Source organism: Pseudomonas sp. LBUM1651 (genome assembly GCF_059716135.1).
Map to the genome: position 1 here is coordinate 4,430,641 of NZ_CP166805.1, position 20,464 is coordinate 4,451,104.

At 57.9% G+C, this 20,464-nt stretch carries 19 protein-coding genes and 1 pseudogene; 2 read left to right on the forward strand and 18 right to left on the reverse strand.

Features of this window, described 5'->3' with window-relative positions; translation table 11 throughout:
• Positions 1-57: 57 nt before the first annotated feature.
• Genes ACA066_RS20655 through ACA066_RS20670 form a run of 4 tightly spaced genes read right to left on the reverse strand, consistent with a single transcriptional unit; the run spans position 58 to position 2,373 of the window.
• Positions 58-399, reverse strand: a complete 342-nt coding sequence (locus tag ACA066_RS20655) for a non-heme iron oxygenase ferredoxin subunit (protein WP_497696423.1) — start codon at positions 397-399, stop codon at positions 58-60.
• A complete protein-coding gene (locus ACA066_RS20660; RefSeq protein WP_497696424.1) occupies positions 396-1,250 on the reverse strand; it encodes a DODA-type extradiol aromatic ring-opening family dioxygenase in 855 nt (284 codons plus the stop codon). Before ACA066_RS20660 ends, ACA066_RS20655 begins: the two co-directional genes overlap by 4 nt.
• A gap of 4 nt (positions 1,251-1,254) precedes the next feature.
• On the reverse strand, positions 1,255-1,551 hold the full coding sequence (locus tag ACA066_RS20665) for an extradiol ring-cleavage dioxygenase (protein WP_128607770.1): 297 nt from the start codon (positions 1,549-1,551) through the stop codon (positions 1,255-1,257).
• Positions 1,552-1,557: 6 nt separating this feature from the next.
• Positions 1,558-2,373: an alpha/beta fold hydrolase gene (locus ACA066_RS20670; RefSeq protein ID WP_497441006.1), complete on the reverse strand. Its 816-nt coding sequence runs from the start codon at positions 2,371-2,373 to the stop codon at positions 1,558-1,560.
• A 331-nt stretch (positions 2,374-2,704) separates the two neighbouring features.
• On the opposite strand from ACA066_RS20670, the gene ACA066_RS20675 reads away from it, so the two are divergent.
• The gene (locus ACA066_RS20675) at positions 2,705-3,280 is read left to right on the forward strand and encodes a TetR/AcrR family transcriptional regulator (protein ID WP_497696425.1); all 576 of its coding nucleotides are present in this window, start codon (positions 2,705-2,707) and stop codon (positions 3,278-3,280) included.
• 177 nt (positions 3,281-3,457) lie between these two features.
• Positions 3,458-4,963 (forward strand): GGDEF domain-containing protein, encoded by a 1,506-nt coding sequence (locus ACA066_RS20680; RefSeq protein WP_497696426.1) that lies wholly within the window; start codon positions 3,458-3,460, stop codon positions 4,961-4,963.
• A gap of 690 nt (positions 4,964-5,653) precedes the next feature.
• Here ACA066_RS20680 and ACA066_RS20685 read toward each other — a convergent pair.
• From ACA066_RS20685 to ACA066_RS20750, 14 genes and pseudogenes are all read right to left on the reverse strand, one after another.
• Positions 5,654-6,037 (reverse strand): annotated as a pseudogene (locus ACA066_RS20685) (transposase); the annotation flags it as partial.
• Positions 6,038-6,309: 272 nt separating this feature from the next.
• Positions 6,310-7,569, reverse strand: coding sequence for an EAL domain-containing response regulator (locus tag ACA066_RS20690; RefSeq protein WP_497696427.1), 1,260 nt, complete (start codon positions 7,567-7,569; stop codon positions 6,310-6,312).
• Positions 7,570-7,586: 17 nt separating this feature from the next.
• Positions 7,587-8,654, reverse strand: a complete 1,068-nt coding sequence (locus ACA066_RS20695; RefSeq protein ID WP_497696428.1) for a protein-glutamate methylesterase/protein-glutamine glutaminase — start codon at positions 8,652-8,654, stop codon at positions 7,587-7,589.
• Positions 8,651-9,148: a chemotaxis protein CheD gene (locus tag ACA066_RS20700; protein WP_497696429.1), complete on the reverse strand. Its 498-nt coding sequence runs from the start codon at positions 9,146-9,148 to the stop codon at positions 8,651-8,653. The genes ACA066_RS20695 and ACA066_RS20700 overlap by 4 nt, the downstream gene beginning before the upstream one ends.
• On the reverse strand, positions 9,145-9,981 hold the full coding sequence (locus tag ACA066_RS20705; protein WP_497696430.1) for a CheR family methyltransferase: 837 nt from the start codon (positions 9,979-9,981) through the stop codon (positions 9,145-9,147). The genes ACA066_RS20700 and ACA066_RS20705 overlap by 4 nt, the downstream gene beginning before the upstream one ends.
• A gap of 10 nt (positions 9,982-9,991) precedes the next feature.
• Positions 9,992-10,522 (reverse strand): chemotaxis protein CheW, encoded by a 531-nt coding sequence (locus ACA066_RS20710; protein ID WP_497696431.1) that lies wholly within the window; start codon positions 10,520-10,522, stop codon positions 9,992-9,994.
• A 12-nt stretch (positions 10,523-10,534) separates the two neighbouring features.
• Entirely contained in the window at positions 10,535-12,163 is a 1,629-nt protein-coding gene (locus ACA066_RS20715) for a methyl-accepting chemotaxis protein (RefSeq protein WP_497696432.1), read from the reverse strand.
• A gap of 29 nt (positions 12,164-12,192) precedes the next feature.
• The gene (locus ACA066_RS20720; RefSeq protein WP_497696433.1) at positions 12,193-14,397 is read right to left on the reverse strand and encodes a chemotaxis protein CheA; all 2,205 of its coding nucleotides are present in this window, start codon (positions 14,395-14,397) and stop codon (positions 12,193-12,195) included.
• Positions 14,394-14,732, reverse strand: a complete 339-nt coding sequence (locus ACA066_RS20725) for an STAS domain-containing protein (RefSeq protein ID WP_497696434.1) — start codon at positions 14,730-14,732, stop codon at positions 14,394-14,396. Before ACA066_RS20725 ends, ACA066_RS20720 begins: the two co-directional genes overlap by 4 nt.
• A 12-nt stretch (positions 14,733-14,744) precedes the next feature.
• Positions 14,745-15,113, reverse strand: a complete 369-nt coding sequence (locus tag ACA066_RS20730) for a response regulator (RefSeq protein WP_497696435.1) — start codon at positions 15,111-15,113, stop codon at positions 14,745-14,747.
• A 32-nt stretch (positions 15,114-15,145) separates the two neighbouring features.
• On the reverse strand, positions 15,146-16,273 hold the full coding sequence (locus ACA066_RS20735; protein ID WP_497696436.1) for a methyl-accepting chemotaxis protein: 1,128 nt from the start codon (positions 16,271-16,273) through the stop codon (positions 15,146-15,148).
• Positions 16,274-16,474: 201 nt separating this feature from the next.
• A complete protein-coding gene (locus ACA066_RS20740) occupies positions 16,475-17,116 on the reverse strand; it encodes a response regulator (protein ID WP_497696437.1) in 642 nt (213 codons plus the stop codon).
• A complete protein-coding gene (locus tag ACA066_RS20745) occupies positions 17,013-19,790 on the reverse strand; it encodes a sensor histidine kinase (protein WP_497696438.1) in 2,778 nt (925 codons plus the stop codon). Before ACA066_RS20745 ends, ACA066_RS20740 begins: the two co-directional genes overlap by 104 nt.
• A gap of 396 nt (positions 19,791-20,186) precedes the next feature.
• A complete protein-coding gene (locus ACA066_RS20750) occupies positions 20,187-20,441 on the reverse strand; it encodes a hypothetical protein (protein WP_497696439.1) in 255 nt (84 codons plus the stop codon).
• Between the last annotated feature and the right edge of the window lie 23 nt (positions 20,442-20,464).

Here is a 20,464-nt window from a genome sequence, read left to right on the forward strand (position 1 = left end):
CCATTGTTCTGGACTCACAAGGAATACGGGTGGAAAGACAGGCCTTCGTGCCGGGCGTCAGGCGTCGGCGAGTGCGGCATCGCTGGCATGTTCGAGGTCGGCGAAAACCTCTTTGTCGGTAACGATGATCCGGTACGTGCGAAGGTGCTTTTCACAGGGGAACGTCACTGCTTCGCCCGTCCGGATGTCAAACTGCCCCCAATGCACCGGGCAGGTGATCAGGTGGTCTTCCAGATCGCCTTCTGCCAGAGAGGCCGTGGCGTGTGTGCACATGTCCGAGGTGGCGTAGAACGTGCCGCCTAGGTTGTACACACAGATAGCTTCGGCAGCGCCATGGCTGACCTTTTTCAACTCGCCCGGCGACAGTTCATCGCGCTGACACAGCAATACACGGCTCATGACCTTTCCTCCGCGGAAAACAATTGCAAGAAACCCAATCCGGTAACCCAGGCAGGCACGGCTTCATAGGCAATGACTTCACCGGTCGGATGGGGGACGGCAGCCATGGCACAGGCGAAATTGCGGATTTCCATGGCGCCATTGCCGGCGCGACGCAAAATCTCTTCATCGGTATAGGCGCACAGCGCTTGCAGATCGCCTTTGACGCCGTGGGCAAGAATTTCCCGGTCGAAGTCTTCGGCAACCCGGCCCATTTCCGCCGTCCCTACCCAGTGACTGATGCCGCCGCTACCGATAATGACGACGCGCTCGTCAGCATCGAACGACTCCACCGCCGCACGGATCTGACGACCCAGGTCGGCAGCTCGCTTAAGTGAAATGTAAGGATCCACGCCACAGGCCAGGTACGCAGGAATGGTCGGCAACTCTCGACCGAGAATGTGCTCGGCCGGCTTGACCGTCAGTTGATGTGGAATCGAGAACGAGTGATCCACGGTGAAGCTGCGCGCCACTGTCCAGTCGATGCCCTGCCCTTCGCCGTGCGAGACGATATGACCGGCCAGTTGCTCCTGGTTGCGCACCACACCTCGTTCCAGCCCCGGCAACCGATCCAGTGGACCATCGACATCACCGGTACCGATGACATAGCGCGGCAGGCACTGGGTGCCGAACAGGATGTAATGATCGCAGCCCACGATGATCACCGAGGTCGGCGCCAACTGCGCCAGGCGCCGAGCACATTCCTCGTATGCATCCCAGATGGCATCGGCCTGGGCCTGCGGCGGGGCGTTGGGGGCGACGAACATGACCGGATCATGCGGCATCCAGAAACCACCTACTATCTTGCCCATCGGATCACCCCTTGAGTGCGGCGGAGAAAGCCGCGCGTTGTTCGTCGGTTGCACCCAGGCGCTGCTTGTACAGCGACATGCTTCGCTGAGGTGCCAACTCCTGCCAGAAGCCCATGGTCAGCATCGGATTGACCCCGACCGCTTGCAGAGCGGCGACATCGAAGCCCACGACCATTTCAACTTCTTCTTCACTCAATGCGAAACGCCCGAGAAAGCCTTTGGGGTCTTCGCGAAAACGCTCTTTGGAGGCGCGATCAACCGAGAGTTGCCACAGCGCTCGCTCCAGTAGATTTCGGCTCATGTCGGATCACTCGCTCAGGAAGTCGCGAACCAGCGCCACGAAACGACGCGGTTGCTCGCTTTGCACCCAGTGGCCGCAACGGCCGAACAGATGCAAATCGGCATTCGGTACGCTATTGGCGATCAGCATTCCGCAGGAGGGCGGCACCACGCGATCTTCACGGCCATGCACGACCAGGGTCGGCGCGATGATCTTGGCCAATGCCGCGGCAGGGAAACCCTTGACCAGCGTTTCGCCCTCGGCGGCTGGCTTGGGAATGAGCTTGCGCAAGGCTTCCTGGGAACCGGCGCGGGCACTGGCTTCGTAACGCGCCTTGACCAGCTCGGGTGTGATCAAGGCCTCGTCGTATGGGAACAGCGCCATCAGTCGCTGCATGTTTTCCAGGGATGGTTCGTACTCCCATGCACCGCGTAGCCCCGGCGTCTGCACGAATTCACCGGCAGGCGTTCCCAACAGGACCAGCTTGTCGACCCGCTCCGGGGCGAACACCGCCAGGCCAATGGCGACCGCGCCGCCAAAGGAATTGCCGACGAAAGAGGCCTTGGCAATATCCAGCGCATCCATGATGCCGACCAGGTGGTTGACCCACAATTTGATGTCGTACTTGGCCTCTTCCTGGAACTCGGTGAAACCGAAACCGGCAATGTCCGGCACGATGACCCGCCATTTGTCAGAGAAGGCCGACATGCTCCGGGACCAGTTGGTCCAGCCCGAAACGCCAGGACCGGAGCCATGGAGCAGAAACAGAGCATCGCCCTGACCTGCTTCGTGATAGTTGGTCTTGTGTCCTGCTGCCAGCAGGGTTTTTCCAATACCGTCCATAAGGCCTCCGGTTGTTTTTATTTATTAAGATACAGATGTGTATCTGTATGCTAGAGAGGAAAACCGGACACGTCAACACGCAAAATACAGACATGTATGTCAGTACCGGACGTAGAATCAGGCACTAGAGCGGAAAAATGATTTTCCTGATAGGATACATGTCTGTATCTTTATGATGAACGGTCAGCCGGGTATAAAAAAGAGCTGTTCAATACACCTGTGAATTGCGGCTGCCTGGGCAGCCGCCAAGGCGTTAAAATGTTTTTCCTTGCCCGAGGCGCCTTACCCGCCCCCGGCACTCATCCAGTTGGTTGGACAAGGCCCTAGCACAATGTCAACACGCACCAGTCTCACTCGAGAAGATTGGATTCATGCCGCACAGCATGTCCTGGTTACCAGCGGCGTAGACGCCGTTCGGGTCGACACTTTGGCCAAGGAGTTGAAGATCACCCGTGGCAGCTTTTACTACCACTTCAAAAGCCGTGGTGAATTACTCGAAGGCATTCTGGGCAACTGGCGCTCCCGTGCGACCGAGGATGTCATCCTACAACTGCGTACCGCACACACTTCACCGCTCCAGCAATTGCAACGCCTGCTGGAGCTGCCCTCCCATGGCCAGACCGCTCGCGAAGCCGCCGCCATTGAATTGGGGATACGCGCCTGGGCACGCCGGGACGATAAAGCCCGACAAGCCATCGACGAAGTCGACCGCTATCGCCTGAACTATATCGAGGGTCTGTTGATACAAGCTGAAGTGACGCAGAGCGAAGCCAGCGATCGCGCTTATCTGATCTATGCCTATCAAATCAGCTTGTCATTGCTGCACAGCGAAGACACTGCGCAGGATCGCAAGGATCGCAGCGCTCGCATGGCAAACATTCTGATTCCCGAACCCCTGCCTGTGTGACCTGCGGATCGGTATTTGTCCAGGAGGCACTTCCGATTTTCCTTATATACCGCTCAGAAAGGTGGCGGGATAATGCAGGCTCGCCCGGTGCTGCGGCTCTTTACCTCTGCATGGACTGCGAGGCCGTAGCGCTGGGCGAACTCATTACCAATTGACCTCTACGGTGGACCATCGTTGATGGGTGAGACTAAAAGACTACTCAAACACCCAGGGTCACGCTGGCTCGATACGTGCTCTCAACTTGTCATCGCCGTTGTAGTCCTGGTGGGTGCCGCCGTACTGCTGGGATGGATCTTCGATGTCGAACGACTGAAGTGCCTTGTTACTGGCAGGGTTTCGATGAAGGCCAACACCGCCCTCGTTCTGGTTGCCTCAGGCATAGCCCTTTGGGCTGGAGCATCTGCCTCAGTGTCTAAAGCTCGACAGCGGCTCAGGCAAATCCTCGCTAGCCTGGTGACGTTGATTGGTATCCTGACGCTTGCTGAATACGTCTTCAAGGTTGACTTCGAAATCGACCATTTGTTTTTCCTTGACAGTACGACCGCTGCGCTGACGGTGCATCCAGGACGAATGGCGCCGACAACGGCGCTGTGTGTCATCTTCTGTGGTGTGAGCCTCTTTGTGCTCGGTATCCACCAGCGACTTGCACAAAACTGTGCATACCTCACCTTACTCATCACCCTGACCGCCTTGGTCGGGTATGCCTTCAACGTTAGCTCGCTTTACGCCGCTGGCGCTTACACAGCGATGGCGATCCATACAGCCATGGCGTTCATGCTACTGAGCATCGGCATCCTGGCGGCAGAACCGACAAGTGGTTTTGTCAGTGTTTTGATTAGCGATACAGCGGGCGGACTCGTCTCCAGAAGCATGCTCGCAACCATCCCTTTTTTGGTGTTCTCAATTGGTAGCGCACTGATTGTCGGAGAGAACCGAAACTATTTCGACAGCCGATATACCCTGGCGCTCATGGCGATCGCGAGCATTGTGGTCGTGGTATTGGTAATCGCAGCAGTCTCGACCCGCCTGCACCACATTGACTTGTCTCGCGAGAGAGCAAGAACCGAGCTTGCCGATATCAAGATGGCACTTGAACGCAGGGTTACCGATCGGACGCAAGAGCTTGAGACAGTGAACGCTAGTCTGGTGACCGAGATCGCCGAGCGACAAAGGGTGGAAGAGGAAATGAGGCAACTTTCGCTGACCGACGAACTGACCGGCTTACACAACCGCCGCAGTTTTTTCCTCCTGGCGAATCAGCAGCTGAGAACGGCACGCCGCTCAAAAGCCACCAGTCTCCTGTTCTTCGCCGATGTCGACGGGTTGAAACAAACGAACGATACCTATGGACATGAAGCGGGTGACCTCGTCATTGCCGCTACCGCACAGGTCCTCAGGGAGTGCTTCAGGAACACGGATATCGTCGCTCGCATCGGTGGCGACGAGTTTGTCATCCTGGCGGTGGACAGCGGTGAATCGCCGGATGTCATCAACGCGCGCATGCAGACACTCATCAATGAGCTCAACACAAGTGGCCGATGTCGCTACCCGCTCTCTCTGAGCACGGGTGTTGTCAGTTGCCAATCTCATGAATTGATTTCACTAGAGAAATTGTTGGCGAGTGCCGATGCGATGATGTATAGCAATAAACAAAGTCGTCGCCGTATAACTTCTTCGTTATGACTGCGCAATTCAGAGCAATTTCAACAGACGACACAAAAGCCCACCGAATACAACGCCACCACTACAAACAACTTAAAAGTTTCAGGAATCAGCTTTCAATCTCCAAGATTTACTTGCAGAGCCTCTAGGCAAAACTCCGGGTCCTCACTCTAAATCGCTGATAAGTGTAATGGGAGTGCTTCCATTAGATTAAACTCTGAATAATGGCAACGCCTGCAACGCTTGCACTGCCTGTAACCCGCCTAGCCCATCACATCGCAAAAAATCTTCAAACGCTTAGGCGCGCGGTCAATCGCGCGCAGTAAAGACAGACTCACAAAAACACGCTCAGTGTTGCGGCTCAAGGATGGGTGTTGTCCATATGAGCAATCCCGAAAATCGCCATGACCAAATTGCTCAACAAGAATTTTCGGGAAACGCCGCATGACCGTATATGGACTCCTCCTCGTTGCAAGCCTCCTTTGCTTTGGCACCCGTGCCGACTGCACACGTATATTCGGCCTCTAAAAACGGCATCGTTTCGATGCAGGGCCATGATGGGCTATTCGCGCGCCGGCTCCCGATCGCTTTGCCGTGCTTTTCGCACTTGGACATTCGAGGGTTTTGCCGACGCCGGTTTGCCATCGTTCAGGTTGCTTCGCAATCGTGGTTAAGAGTTGTTTCTCTCGTAGAACACGTCGGGTAAATAGATCAGGCCGCTGCCTGATTCAGTTGGTAATCAGTGCCGTGACGCAGTATCGCCCAAAGCCATGCGTGCAGTTTTGTTGGCCAGCGCATTAGCGGCCACATTGGGATGCGATCGCTCGGCTAAGCGAACGTCCCACTGGCTGAGTCGATCCTCTTTGGATTTGGCTGTGCGTAGCGCCGAGCGTGCGCGATGCACCATCAATGTTCGCAGATACGCATCACCGCGCTTGCAGGCGAGCAGTCGATCCTTACCACCAGAACTGTGTTGCCTCAGTGTCAGCCCAGCGAGGCGGCAAACTGTCGGCCATTGGCAAACTGACGGGCATCACCGAGAGCGACGACGAGCAAGGTGGCGATTGGGCCGACACCGCGCAGCTGTTGAAGGCGAACGGCGGACGGCTCGTTTGTCATGGTGCGCCAACTGGAAAGTGCTGCACGGGCAACACACAAGGTCGAAGTCTGGCTACATAGTCGGGCCCGGCGCCTGATTCGTGAGCAAACGGGACGGGCGATTTGCATGAGCGCTGTTATTTTGGCGAAGCGCCGGCCGGCTCGAGGGCTGGCGACTTATTAGTTAAAGTTCAAATTATTAGTTCTGAGACTTACTCCCACAGGGTACCGGGATCACCCCGAACTATGCCGGCGAGGCGATCCTAAGGTCAAACATGGCCGAACATGCGCCGAAAGAAACCTTCTGGCTTCAACAGTTTCTGCAGTCGCTGTTCATTGGCGCTCCACCACAACAACAAGGCCTCGCCGGGCATCGGCTTGGCGATGAAGTAGCCTTGAACCTCGTCACACCCCAGCTCACGCAAGAGTACCCAGTCCTTGTGGGTTTCCACTCCTTCGGCAACCACCTTGAGCCGTAGCCGACGCGCAATATCAAGCGCACTTTCCAGCAGAATGCGCAGGTGCACGTTGTCGCTCGCGCCATTGACGAAAGCGCGGTCCACCTTCAACTCGGAGCACGGCACCCGCGACAACTGCAGCATGCAGGAAAAGCCGGTGCCGTAATCATCCACCGACAACCCGAAGCCTTTGAGACGCAAACGCGCCAACGTGCCCTGGGTAGTTGCCAGATCTGTCATCAGCGCGCTTTCGGTGATCTCCAGCATCAAATAGTGCGGAGCGATTCCGCAGGCCGCCACCCGTTCGATGATGGCGTCGGCCAGTTTCGAATCGGCCAGAGAACGCGCCGACAGGTTGATCGATACGCTGATCGGCAATCCCGCAGCGTGCCATTGCTGGCATTGGCGCAGCGCCAAGTCGAGCATCAGCATGGTGATGGCCGACATATGATCGGTGCGCTCGACCAGGTCGAGGAAATGCCCGGGCAGCAGCAAACCGTGCATTGGGTGCTGCCAGCGGATCAAGGCTTCGACACCGCTCAGGCACCCATCATGCAGGGAAATCTTCGGCTGGAAATACGCACAAAACTGCTGTTCGCGCACCGCCTCGATGACCTCTTGCTCGGTCAATTCCGGTCCCTGCTCCGCCAGCGCCTGAAACGCATCACGCTGTTGCGCTGAGGCGAAACGACCGAGGCTGGAAGCCAGCTGGCTCAGCGTCACCGGTTTCTGCAACACCCCCAGCAGTTTGACGCCCAGGCTTTTGCCCATACTTTCCACCACCGTTAACAGCACACTTTCGCGCGCGCTGGCGACTATCACGGCCGGGTCCATGCCCAGTCGAACCAGTTCATGCAGCACCTGCACGCCATCCATGCCCGGCATTTCCAGATCGAGTATCACCACTTCTATCAGCGGATGCTGCTGCAACAGGGAGATGGCCTGATAACCATCTTCCGCCTGGTAAATGTCTGTCGCGCCCAGCCGCACACACAGGTCCACGGCAAATTCGCGCTGCAACCGACTGTCGTCAACGACAAGGATGCGCTTTGGCGTAATGCTCGACTGCATACTTCAATCCCCTTCTGTCACCGCCAACCCATCAATAGCCCAGGAATGGCGTCGAGTGCGATGACCTGCTCGACCCCGCCCAGCTTCATGGCTTCTTTGGGCATACCGAACACCACGCAACTATCCTCGTCCTGCGCATAGGTGCGGGCGTTCATGTCGAACATTTCTTTAAGGCCTCGAGCCCCGTCGTCGCCCATGCCGGTCATGATCACCCCAAGTACATTGGCGCCGCCCTGCAATGCAGCGGAGCGGAACAGCACATCCACCGAAGGTCGATGCCGACTGACCAGCGGGCCGTCCTTGACCTCGACGTAATACTGCGCGCCGCTGCGCTTGATCAGCATGTGCCGTCCGCCGGGAGCAATAAGGGCCAGCCCGGGCAACAGCCGGTCTCCGTCGCAGGCTTCACGTACTTCAATGGTACAGAGTGTGTTCAGGCGCTCGGCGAAGCTGCGGGTAAAACGTTCTGGCATGTGCTGGACAATCGCGATCCCCGGACACGTGACGCCCAGCTCTCGCAGTACGACCTCCAGCGCCTGCGTGCCCCCGGTGGACGTCCCGAGCACGGCAATCTTTTGCGTCGTGCGCAAGGTCTGAAGCGTGGTGGGTGTCGGCACCATGCTATCGGCCGTCAGCTTCGCCGGAGACGGATTACCGCTGTCCGCGATGGGCTGGCACCGACGTGGGCGCGCCTGCGCAGCCGTGCGAATCGCCGTCACCAGTTCATGGGCGCTTTGCTGCAGGAAATCACGCAGGCCCATGGTCGGCTTGGCCATGACTTCTACCGCACCAGCCGCCAGCGCCTGGAGCGTGACATCGGCGCCCTTTTCGGTCAGCGTCGAGCAGATAACCACCGGCGTCGGGCGAGTCAGCATGATCTGCCGCAGGAAGGTAATGCCGTCCATGCGCGGCATCTCCACGTCCAGCAAAATCACGTCCGGCCAGTTGCTTTGCATTTTCTGCAAGGCCAGCAGCGGGTCCATGGCGGTGCCGATGACTTCGATATCCTTGTGCCCGGACAACAACTCTTGCATCACCTGACGCATGACAGCCGAGTCATCGACGATCATTACTTTAATGGTCATAACGCCTTTCTCCCCCAACTGACGGGTAAGGACAACGGTGCCCCGTGCCGCACCCAGACGTCGCCATTGGAGAGGTCGAATCTCAGGTAGCGATGACCCTGCCCGCCCAGATCACAACTGACGACCCTGACCCCTTCGGCACGCAGGCACTCCTCGGCAAAATGAATGTTCCGTCGGCCCACGCCATGGTGGCCGTTGGTACCGACCAGGGCCTGCGCGCCACCGAACAGCTTGGCTTCGCAGTCACGGATATCCAGGCCGTTGGCCCACGTCTGCCCCTTCAACCACAGAATGGCCTCTTCACCATAACGCCCATCCAGGGATTGCAACGTGTCGCGCAGCCGGGTGGGCAGCATGAAATGGCACAACCCGCCAAGCCTCTGTTCGGGGTGCCAGAGCGTAATCGTGACGCAAGAACCCAGCACGGTTTCAACCTGGCAATTACCGCCACCGAAGAACCACCCGCCGGGTTTAATGAACAGTTTTTCGCTCATGCGCAGACCTTGCGATACACCGAGGGTGTGATCAGTTCCAATGGCAAGCGTGTGTCATGCAGCGACTCAGAATGGCCAACCATCAGCCAGCCGCCGGGTTTCAAGCGGTCGACCACGTTGCGCAGCACCAGCAGCTTGGTCGGTGGGTCGAAATAAATCAGGACATTGCGCAGCAGAATCACGTCAAATAAACCCAGGTTGTTGTCTGGCTGGGTGAGATTGCCCGGCAGGAATTCGACCCGCGCACGCAGCGCCGACTCGACCATGAAATACCCCGCGTATCGGCCATTGCCGCGCAGGCAATAGCGCTTGAGATAGTGCGTGGGAATACGCTCACCGCGACTCATCGGGTACAGCCCGCGCTGAGCATTGATCAGCACCTGGCGGCTGATATCGGAGGCGATGATCGACCAAGGTTTGGGCGAGCGAAAGCTGTCCAGAACCATCGCCAGGGTGTACGCCTCCTCCCCCGTCGAGCTGGCAGCGCTCCACACCCGCAGCTCCGGACTGGTTTGGAGACCGGGAATCACTTTGCTTTGCAGCAGTTCGAAATGCTTGGGCTCACGAAAGAAATAGGTTTCATGGGTGGTAATCAGGTCGATGGCCGTTTCCCGCTCCTCGTCGCCGCCTTTCGAGACCAGCAAGTTGTAGTAATCGCGGTAACTGCCCAGGCCCAATACGGTCAATCGTTTCGACAGCCGTCCGCACAGCAACGGCTTTTTCACGGAGGTCAACTGGAGGCCAATCTGCTCATGGAAAAACCGCTGAAACAGACCGAATTCCTGATCGCTGATGGTCGAAATCAACGCTGTGCCCGCATTGTCGGCTGCCATGCGAATATCCTTATTTGTCGACTGAGGCCATACCGACCAATTCGCAGATTTCGTCTATCGACAAGACCTGGCGGATATCGAGCACGATCACGAACTGTTCGTTCTGGCTGAGGATGCCGGCAATGAAATCCGAGCGGATACGCGCGCCAAAGGTTGGACGCGTTTCCACCTGGTTGGCCTCCACAGCCAGCACTTCATTGACCGCATCGACAATGATGCCGAGCATCTGCGATTCGTCTTCCTGCACCACTTCGACAATCACAATGCAGGTGCGCCGGCCGATCGCGGTTCGCTCTCGACCGAAACGGACCGACAGATCAACCACCGGAACCACCGCTCCGCGCAGGTTGATCACCCCGCGCAGGAAGGCCGGCATCATCGGGATCTCGGTCAAACCACCGAACTCGATGATTTCGCGAATATGCTCGATCGGCAGCGCATACAGCTCTTCACGCAGTGTCAGGGTCAGGAACTGCTGAGTCAGCAGCGCATCTTGCAGAGCCGGCGTGCGGCTCTGACTTTGCAGATTTAGCGATGGCATGGCGACAGCCTCTTAGAATCGAGTGAACGCTGCTTCATCGACCACCTCTTCCTGCGACGGACGTCGCATCGGAATCACTTCCGTGCGCTGTGGCCGGCGCGGCGCGGCGAGGGTTTTCTTGGCGTTTTTTAAGTTTTCGTCGCCGATGCGGAAGAATTGAATCATCTCCTGCAACTGCACCGCCTGGGTGCTCATCTCTTCCGAGGTGGACGAGAGCTCTTCAGAGGCCGACGCGTTGACCTGAGTGGTCTGTGCCAGTTGGCCGACCGCCAAGTTGATTTGCTCAAGCCCGGTGTTTTGCTCGCGGGACGCCGAGGTGATTTCCTGCACCAGATCGGCGGTCTTGCGGATCGATGGCACCATCTGATCGAGCAACTGCCCTGCCCGCTCGGCCAGGGTCACACTGTCACTGGCCACCCCACCGATTTCCTGAGCAGCGACCTGGCTGCGTTCGGCCAGTTTGCGCACTTCAGCGGCCACCACCGCAAAGCCCTTGCCGTGATCGCCGGCACGCGCCGCTTCAATCGCCGCGTTGAGCGCCAGCAGGTTGGTCTGATAGGCGATGTCATCGATGATGCTGATCTTTTGCGCTATCTGGCGCATCGCATGGACCATCTGACCGACTGCTTCGCCGCCTTCGACCGCGTCCTTGGCCGATTGGCTGGCCATGCTGTCGGTGACCTTGGCGTTTTCGGTGTTCTGCGCCACGGTGGCGGAGATTTCCTCGACCGACGCGCTGGTTTCCTCGACGTTGGCAGCTTGTTCGGAAGCGTTCTGACTCAGCGCTTCGGAAGACGCGGCCACCTGTTCCGAGGCGGACGCCAGAGAGTCTGCTGTCATGCGCACATCGCTCATGATGCTGCGCAGACGAATCACCATCAATTGCAGGCTGTAGAGCATGCTCGACTTGTCGCCATCACGCAGTTGCACGTCGACTGTCAGGTCACCGCCCGCAACCCGTTGCAACGCATCCATGGCAACGGTGGGCTCGCCACCGACCTGACGCACGATCATGCGGGTAATAAACAAGCCAAGTGCCAAGGCCAGCAAGAAGCCGCCGATCATCAAAGCAATCATGAAGTTGTTGATGCCGGCAACGATCCCATCGGCTTCCTTGTTCACCACTTCAGCCGTTGCACTGTTGACTTCAACCAGCCCGGCGACGGTTTTGAGCACAGCGTCGAACGCCGGTTTGGTTTCACCGCGCAGGCGTTTGGTCGCGTCTTCGAGCTGATCGACCAGCAACAAATCATTCACGCCTTTCGCCGAAGCTACGTAGACCGGCATCTGCTGGTCGTATTGTTCAATCAGGCGTTTTTCCGCATCGACTAGCGTCGTCTGCCGATACGCGGCAAACAATTCCTCGATCTTGCGCAGCGAAACGGCATTCTCGGTTTGCAGAAGCGCGGTAGTAGCCGGATCGTTCATGGCCACAGAGACGTAGGCACGACGGTTGTGTTGAACCAGTTCGATCTCAAGTTTGTTCAGATCGCGAATCGGCACCAGTCGATCGACGTACATACTGGTCATCAGATCGTTGACCTTGCTGATGTTTACAACCGCGACCGCACCAATGATCAGCGAGACCATGGCAACCACCAGGAATGTGGAAATCAGCTTTACACCCAATTTCAGATTCATGAACCACTGCATATTCTTTCTCCGACGACTTAAATTGAATTCATCAAACTGCGATTGACGTCAGGTGCAACTTCCACAGGGCGCTCAGGTGTACCGGCTGACAACGCACTGGCACGCTGGAGCAGATTCGCCACATCAAGGATCAGGGCGACGCGGCCATCACCGAGAATGGTCGAACCGCTCAAGCCGCGACTTTTCTGAAACAGCATACCCAGCGGCTTAATCACCGCTTGAAACTCACCCACTAGTTGATCCACCACCAGACCCGCACGGTGCGCTCCGTGCTGCAGGACCACCAGGCTTTCACGGCCGGGTGGAGCGCCCGCGATACTGAACAGTTCGCGCAGGCGCAGGAACGGCAAGGGCTCGCCGCGCAGATTGATTAAATGATGCCTTCCTTCCTGCGGGGGCAGGTCGACGCACTCGATCACCTGATCCAGCGGCAGCACGAAATGCTCGTCTCCGACCATCACCTGGAAACCGTCGATAATCGCCAGCGTCAGCGGCAGGCGGATGCGCACCGTGGTGCCTCGTCCGAACTCGCTGAGCACTTCGACTTCGCCACGCAACAGTTCGATGTTGCGCCTCACCACGTCCATACCGACGCCACGCCCGGACAGGTTGGTGACATGTTCGGCCGTAGAAAAGCCCGGTTCGAAGATCAAGCGAAAAACTTCGGCGTCACTGAGCGCCTGCTCCGGCTGTACCAGGCCACGCTGCAAAGCCTTGGTCAGAATGCGCTCGCGATCCAAGCCACGGCCGTCGTCGCTGACTTCTATGACGATGCTGCCGGACTCATGGTATGCGTTCAGGCGCAGCGAACCGCTTTCCACCTTGCCCGTCTTCAAACGCTCTTCGGCGGTTTCGATGCCGTGGTCCATGGCGTTGCGCACAATGTGCATCAATGGGTCGGCGAGCCTTTCAACCATCGATTTGTCGAGCTCGGTATCGGCGCCGGTCACCAGCAACTGAATGTCCTTGCCGAGCTCTTTGGAGATGTCACGCACCACACGCGGAAAACGCTGGAACACTTCGCCGATTGCTACCATGCGCAAGCTCAGCGACGCATCGCGGATACTCTCCACCAGCACCGACATTGCCTGGGCCGCCTCCTCCATCATGTCCATGTCACGCCTGAGGGCATGCAGGTTGGTAGCAGCGCCGGCAATCACCAGTTCACCCACCAGGTTGATCAACTGGTCAAGCTTGCCGACCTCGACCTTGATGAACACCTGCTCGTGAGTGCGTTTGTCTTCGACCTGTTTTTGCTTGCCGAGCGCAGCGGCCATGACCGGTTGCGGCACCAGATGATCGTCCAGGAGCAGCGAGCCCAGCGGTGTTGCCGGTGGCGCCTCACCACGCTGGCGCGCCAACACACGATCCAGCTCGGCCTGAGTGAGCGCCCCACTTTGCAAGAGTATTTCGCCCAGACGCTGTGGTGATTCGGGGAGTTCCTTGATCAGCCGCAGGTATTCTTCGACGCGGCTGTTGGGTGGCAGGATGTGCAGATGGCAATCATCGCGCACAAACTCGAAAACGTCCTCGATCGCCTGGTTGGTGGCGGTCGAATCGAACTCCAGTTCAAACCCCAGATAACAGCTTTCCGCATCGAAATGCTGAGCCGATGGGAGTTGGTCAGTGACGGTGTGCAGATGAACGATGCGTCCGAGTTTTGCCAGATAACGCAGGAAGGACAACGGGTCCATGCCATTGCGCAGAACCTCCGCGGACAAGCGCAGGGAGATGTGCCAGAGGTTGCTGCCCACCGACTCGCCGTGGGCATCCTCCAACGCTGTTTCGCGCAGCGGCAGGGACTCGGTCTCCGGCTCGGATTCGCAGTACGTACGGTCAAGGTATTCCTGCAACTGCACCAGCAGGTGCGCGCGCAGAACCGCATTTGGCTCTTGTGCTTCGCTGCCCTCCTCTACGGCCGTGAGCATGCTGCCGATATAGTCGCCACAGGTCAGCAGCAGCGACAGCATGGCGCCTTCGACAAACAGCTCGCCCGTGCGGACCTGGTCAAGCAGGCTCTCCGCCACGTGGGTGAAACTGACCAGCGACTCCAGCCCGAACAGTCCGGCAGAGCCTTTGATGGTGTGGGCCGCGCGGAAAATCGCATTGATCCGCTCCTCCGTGAAGCCTTCGTCCTCAATCGCCAGCAAGGCCTCTTCCATGGCGGCAAGCAACTCACGTCCTTCTTGCACCAGAGCACCGCGGGCACTGTCCAGATTCATTGGAAAGCCTCCGCTTCAGTGGATGTGGCCAACGATGAATCACCCAGCTCGCCGACCAGATTGAGCAGTTCGAGCACTTCCCAGACGACGGCCGAGTGCTGAACGAAATTGACGGATTTGTTCTGGCGTGCTGCCTCGATCTTGAGCACCAGCAGCAGCTGAACGCCGGCAGTGTCGAAATCCTCGACGCCTTCCAGGTCGATATCCAGCTGCGGACGTGACTCCAGCGCTTGCAAGAGTTCCTGTCGCACCACGGCGGCGCTGTAAATATTCAGTTCGCCGACCAGACTGAGGCAGTGTTGTTCAGCGCGTTGGAACTGACGGATAGTCGCCATGGCAGTCGCCCCTCAAGGCAGGATGAGTTTGGACACAGCGTCCAGCAGGACGGGTGGCTGGAACGGCTTGACCACCCAGGCCCGCACGCCCGCGGCTTTACCCTCGTTCTTTTTGGCCTCGCCTGACTCAGTGGTGAGCATGATCACCGGCGTGAACTTGTAGGCAGGCAATTGCTTCGCCGCTTTGACAAAGGTGATGCCGTCCATGACCGGCATGTTCACGTCGGAGACGATCAGATTGATCTTTCGTCCGTCCAGTTTGCTCAGTGCATCCCGCCCGTCGAACGCCTCCACCACGCTGTAACCGGCATTCCTGAGCGCGATACCGACCACCTGGCGAAAGCTGCTGGAGTCATCGACGATCAACACTGTCTTTGCCATAAAGTTGTCCCTTGTTTTTATCTTTTCGAGAATTAGAAAAAGGTCACTGATGACTGTTCGACCGGTGCCTGCGTATCGCCGCCATGGATGCGGGTCTGTTCCAGCGTGGTGTAACTGGCCTCAAGCACTTGCAGCCAGGCCCGGGCGTCCAGCGGCGCGACGTCGTACAGACGCTCCAGCAGGCGGCGCATGTCCTGGGTGATGTGGGATGTGATCTGGCTGACGCGATCCTGAAATTGCAGGTCGACGAGCACTTCATTGACGGTGTGCTCAACCTCACGGCTGGAGCTCTGCAGCAAGGTGATGCGCTGTTCCAGTTGCGCAATGCCCTGGGCCAGCTCACCCAGCACCAGATTCACGATGCCCTCGGCTTCGCGGATCTTGTCCCGCTCGGTCTTGGCCACCTGGCCGGCATGTTCGATAAGTTCGTGCATGGAACCGCCCATGACACGGACCTTTTCCGTGATGCGCGCACCGGTGGCACCGGACAGGGTCGAGAGTTTGCGCACCTCATCGGCGACCACTGAAAAGCCGCGCCCGGATTCACCCGCGCGGGCGGCTTCGATGGCAGCGTTGAGGGCCAGGAGATTGGTTTGCGAAGCGATTTTGGCGACATCTTCGGCCATGTCGAACAGCTCATCGACGAAGTTGCCCAACTGGTGGATTTCCGTCAGAAAGTGCTCGCGCTCTGCCTGAGTGGCGTCCAGGGCTGTGACGGCTTTCGGCAATTCGACTTGCGCGCTTCGAATCACTTCGAAGACACCGTCGCGGCCATTATCGTCAGCGCTCAGGGCGATGGTCTGGCCCACTTGCTGGCTCATGGCGACGAACTTGCCTGTCAACCCGCCGGCAGCATTTTCAGTCTGCGCCCGTGCGAGCTCGACCTGTTTTTCCCATAGCGGCAAGACGCTCGACAGCAGTTTGCGCAGGGCCTTAAGGGCGACCGAATCGTCATGTTCAAGGGGGATTTCGGCACTTTCAATGCGTACAGCAGGCACTTGTCGCCAACACCACCACAAGCAGACACCCTGTATCAGCGCGGCGCCAACCGCCTTCCACCATGTGTCTGCCAATGCGATGCACAGCAGAACCGTCAGGAGCCATCCTGCAATCAAAACCCAAGGATTACCCACCTGACTACGTGTTGGGTTCAGCGCCATCGGACCACCCCATCGTTTTTGTTGTTTACGGGGTTTCTACTGCCAACTTTGCGACGTTCGCCGACCGCACAATGCTAGCAGAAGGCCACGCCTCTTGGGTAAAGTCTAGAGGGGCGGGTCGCAGGCGACTACGAGCCAATTACCGGGGGACGACTAGGTAGAATAACCTATACGATTTTGTGCACCCGGGCCGGGTGCTTCTTATTTATCCAGATCGAGAATGCCTTGGCGGATGGCATACACCACCAGACCGGCCAGGTCGCGAATGTTCAGGCGCACCATCAGTTGCGCACGATGCGCATCTACCGTTTTGACGCTGAGGTTGAGCTGATAGGCAATCTCCTTGTTGGTCTTGCCATTGACCAGCCAGTAGAGCACCTCACGTTGACGGGTTGTCAGGGTAACTTCTTCCGGCTCGGAACTCGTGGAATTCATCGCCTCAATGACGCGGCCGGAGATTTTCGGGCTCAAATAGCGATGCCCGCTCAATACCGCCTGAATAGCCATTCGCAGTTCGACCTCGGCGGCATCTTTGAGCAGATAGGCTGATGCGCCCTCCTGCATGGCCTTGAGCACAAAGTCGCGGGTATCGTGCATCGACAGCAGAATCACCGGCAGCGTGGGCCATCGAATGCGCAGTCTTTTCAGCGCATCCAGACCCGATAAGCGCTCCATGGTGATGTCCATCAGCAGCACGTCCGGCTGATGCAGTTGCAGCAGCCTTTCGACGTCGTCGCCGTCACAGCCTTCGGCAACCACCGAATAGCCCCAATCCTCCAGCAAGACCCGAATGCCTGCGCGCACCAGATTGTGGTCGTCCACCAGGACAATCCGAACATTCATGCCTCATTACCTCTATCATTATTATGGGTATCCGGAATGATGACTTCGATCCGCGTTCCTTGCCCGGTATAGACCTCAGCACAAACTCGCCGCCGAGCAATTTGGTCCGCTCGGCCATGCTCATCAGGCCCATGCCACTGCCATCGGACAACGCTGCGCCGTAGTCAAAGCCGCAGCCGTTGTCAGCGATTTCCAGGTGAATGTTGTCATCGATGCGCACCAGCCGGATCTCGACCGAGCGCGCCGCCGCGTGCTTGAGCACGTTGTTAAGCGCCTCCTGGAAAATCCGGAACAGTGTGATCTCGACACAGGCGGCCGAGCGCGGCTGCAACTCAACACAATCGAGGCGGCACCTGGCGCTTTCCGGTAAATCAGGCAGGTAGTTGTCGATCTGCCAACGCATGGCCGCCACCAACCCCAAGCTGTCCAGCTGCACCGGGCGCAACATCCGCGAGAGATCGCGAACCTTGCTCAAGGCCTCGTCGGCAATGCGCACCAACACCGACTGACGGTGCTCCATCTCGCCCTCCAGATGGCGCTGAATCCCGGACGCACTGATCTTGATACACGTTAGCAACTGGCCGATATCGTCGTGCAGCTCACGTGCGAGATGGCGGCGTTCACTTTCCTGTACCTCAATGATTTGACCGGACAGACGCTGAAGCCGTCCATTGGCGGTTTCCAGATCACCCTGCAATCGCCGGTGTTCGCTGACATCGCGCAACATCACCTGAATGCAGGTCCGGTCGTCCATCAGCAAGCGCCGGGCAGCCATTTCGACTTCAATCGGCGAGCCGTCCAGCCGTCGGTAATGCCGCGACGAAAAGGCCGGTACATGATCGCGAATCAAGACCCGCTCAAGATCATCCATGACCAGTGCATGGAAACAGGGGGCAACCAGAGTAAAGATGTTCACGCCGATGAACTGCTCAACCGACGCTGCCGCAAACAGCCTGGTCGCCGCCACGTTGGCAAAAATCACCCGGTAGTCGCGGAAGATCAGCAAACCTTCCGGCAGCAACTCCACCAGTTCGCGATAATGCCGCTCACCTTCACTCAGGCGTTGCTCCACCCGTTTCTGCTCGGTGATGTCGAGCAAGGCGCCCAGCAGCAGCGGTTTTTCGCCCTGGGGACGCAGTTCGCCGCAGAGCAAGACGTTGCGTAACTGGCCATCGAGCCGGCGAATTTGAACCTCGATGTCCAGTCGCTCGCCCTGAAGTGCCCGGTCAAACGCCTGTTTGGCCTGGCGGCGCTCGTCCATGACGACGCTGTCGAAAAAGTTCGCATAGGTGCATCCACGGGAGTTCGCTGGAAAACCGAATATTCGCGCGCACTCATCCGTCCACATGGCCTGCTCGGCGCCGACCTCCAAGGACCACACACCTAATCCGGCGATCAGTTGCGCCTCGAGCAACTTCTGCTGCGACACTTCTAGGGCATTTTCGGTTTGCTGACGGGCCGAAATATCGTGCAGACAAGCCAGGACATAAACCTTTTTACCAAGCTGAATGGGCGACAGATGCACCTCACAGAGAAACGCACCTTCGTTGTCCAGACGCCTGAATTTGAGAGTCGTGCACAACTCTGCTCCACCGGCGGCGCAAAACAGCAACTGGGCAATGGTCGGCGCCTCGTTACTCAATTGCTCGGGATAACAGAGGTCGACAAACTTGTAGGTGCGTAGACATTCAGCAGCGTCAACACCGAACAATCTGGCGGCTCGTTCATTGGCCTCTTGAACCCCCGACTCGCTCAGCAACAGCACGCCATCGTGGATCGATTGGAACAACAGACGATAGCGCTGCTCACTGCGACCGATACGCCGCCAAGCCGAAGCCAGGCCTACCGACGCCGCGAGGATCACCATACCTGTCAGGAACAGGGCGATCAGCGTGAAATGCTTTTGCTCGTTCCACAGCGCCAGGTACTCCTGCGACCATCGGGCGACGACCACTTGCAATGGGTAATTCGGCACTGCATTGCGCACCAGCAGGACGTCCCCTCCCCGGCCTTCGGCCAGCCATTGCACGCCCACCTCCCCTGGCACCCGTGATTGCGGCGGCAATCGGCCTTGCTCTCGATAGATGTTGCCGCGCAGATCCAGCAACACCAGTGAGACATCGAATTTGTAGCCAAGGCTGGAGAAGTAGTCACGCTGACTGGTCAGTGGCACGAGCGCGCCAACCGTCAGCCATTTGCCGTTGGCACACTTATATCGGCGAAACACCGGCAACCAGAGCTTGCCGCCCTGTTCCAGACTGGCCTCGAACCAGACCTCACGGCCGACATCCTGTGGCGGCTGGCGATCAATACCCTGGAACGCCGCCTCGGGTAGCGACCAGTGCCGGTCTTCGGCGCCGACAAACAGCGGTCCGTTCAACGGGCCCGAATCGACAAACCGTGACAGCTCGTCGTTGATCTGGGCATCTGTCATCGGCCATTGCAGACCGAGCAAATGATTGGCCAGCGCATCCATGGCAAACCGGCGCTGCTCCAGCACATTACTGGCATACCCGGCAATCGACGCCGCCAGCACCTGCGTACGAAAACTCACCGCACGCTGGCGATCCTGATAATCGCGCCACAAGGTAAAGATGCCCAGGCCGATTATCAGGATCAGCAGCGCCGCGCAGCAGCTCCAGATCAACAGGTACGGGCGCAAGTCCGGACTCATACGGGGTTTCGGGCGCGATACTCGCATAACAATCAGGGGCTCAGCTTCGACAAGGGGAATGAGGATGTAGTAACTGACGCCCTGCACCAGACAACCTGACAATCGGCCCGCACCCGATCTCAGCCGGACCATCAGAAATGGCGGTTTTTCAAAGTCGGAGATTACCTATGGAAATTCGGGCGCACACGTTACTACGGATTTTGAAGGGGGTATGTTCAGGCCGACGTACGTTGCTCGAGTGGCGTTTTTGCCCCATCTGATACCGGTTTCAGTGATTAATACCTCGAAACCAATCGAAACCAATGGTGATTCGATTAACCATCCCTCTCACCATCATACTGAATCTTGCAAGCAATCCAGCACGAGTCATTTCCTCGGGGTTCTAGAAGGTATTACCTATAGACAGTGGCACTGCCCTCGAACTTTCAAGCCAGGGCCAGCCACTTCAATCTCTGCCGACCGCCTGAATACCAACAACTTCCCGGTCGCACGCTGCACCACCTTGTCATTCTGATGTGGCGAAAGCTTGTCGCGAAAATACATCCACTTCGTGCCGTTCAGATCGTTGGCACCGCTATAAAACTTGTGCAGGGTTGAATGACCACGCGAGACGATCACTCGGTTCGCGTATTGGTAGTAGTTGAAAAACATTGATCGCACGATCTTCACCTTGC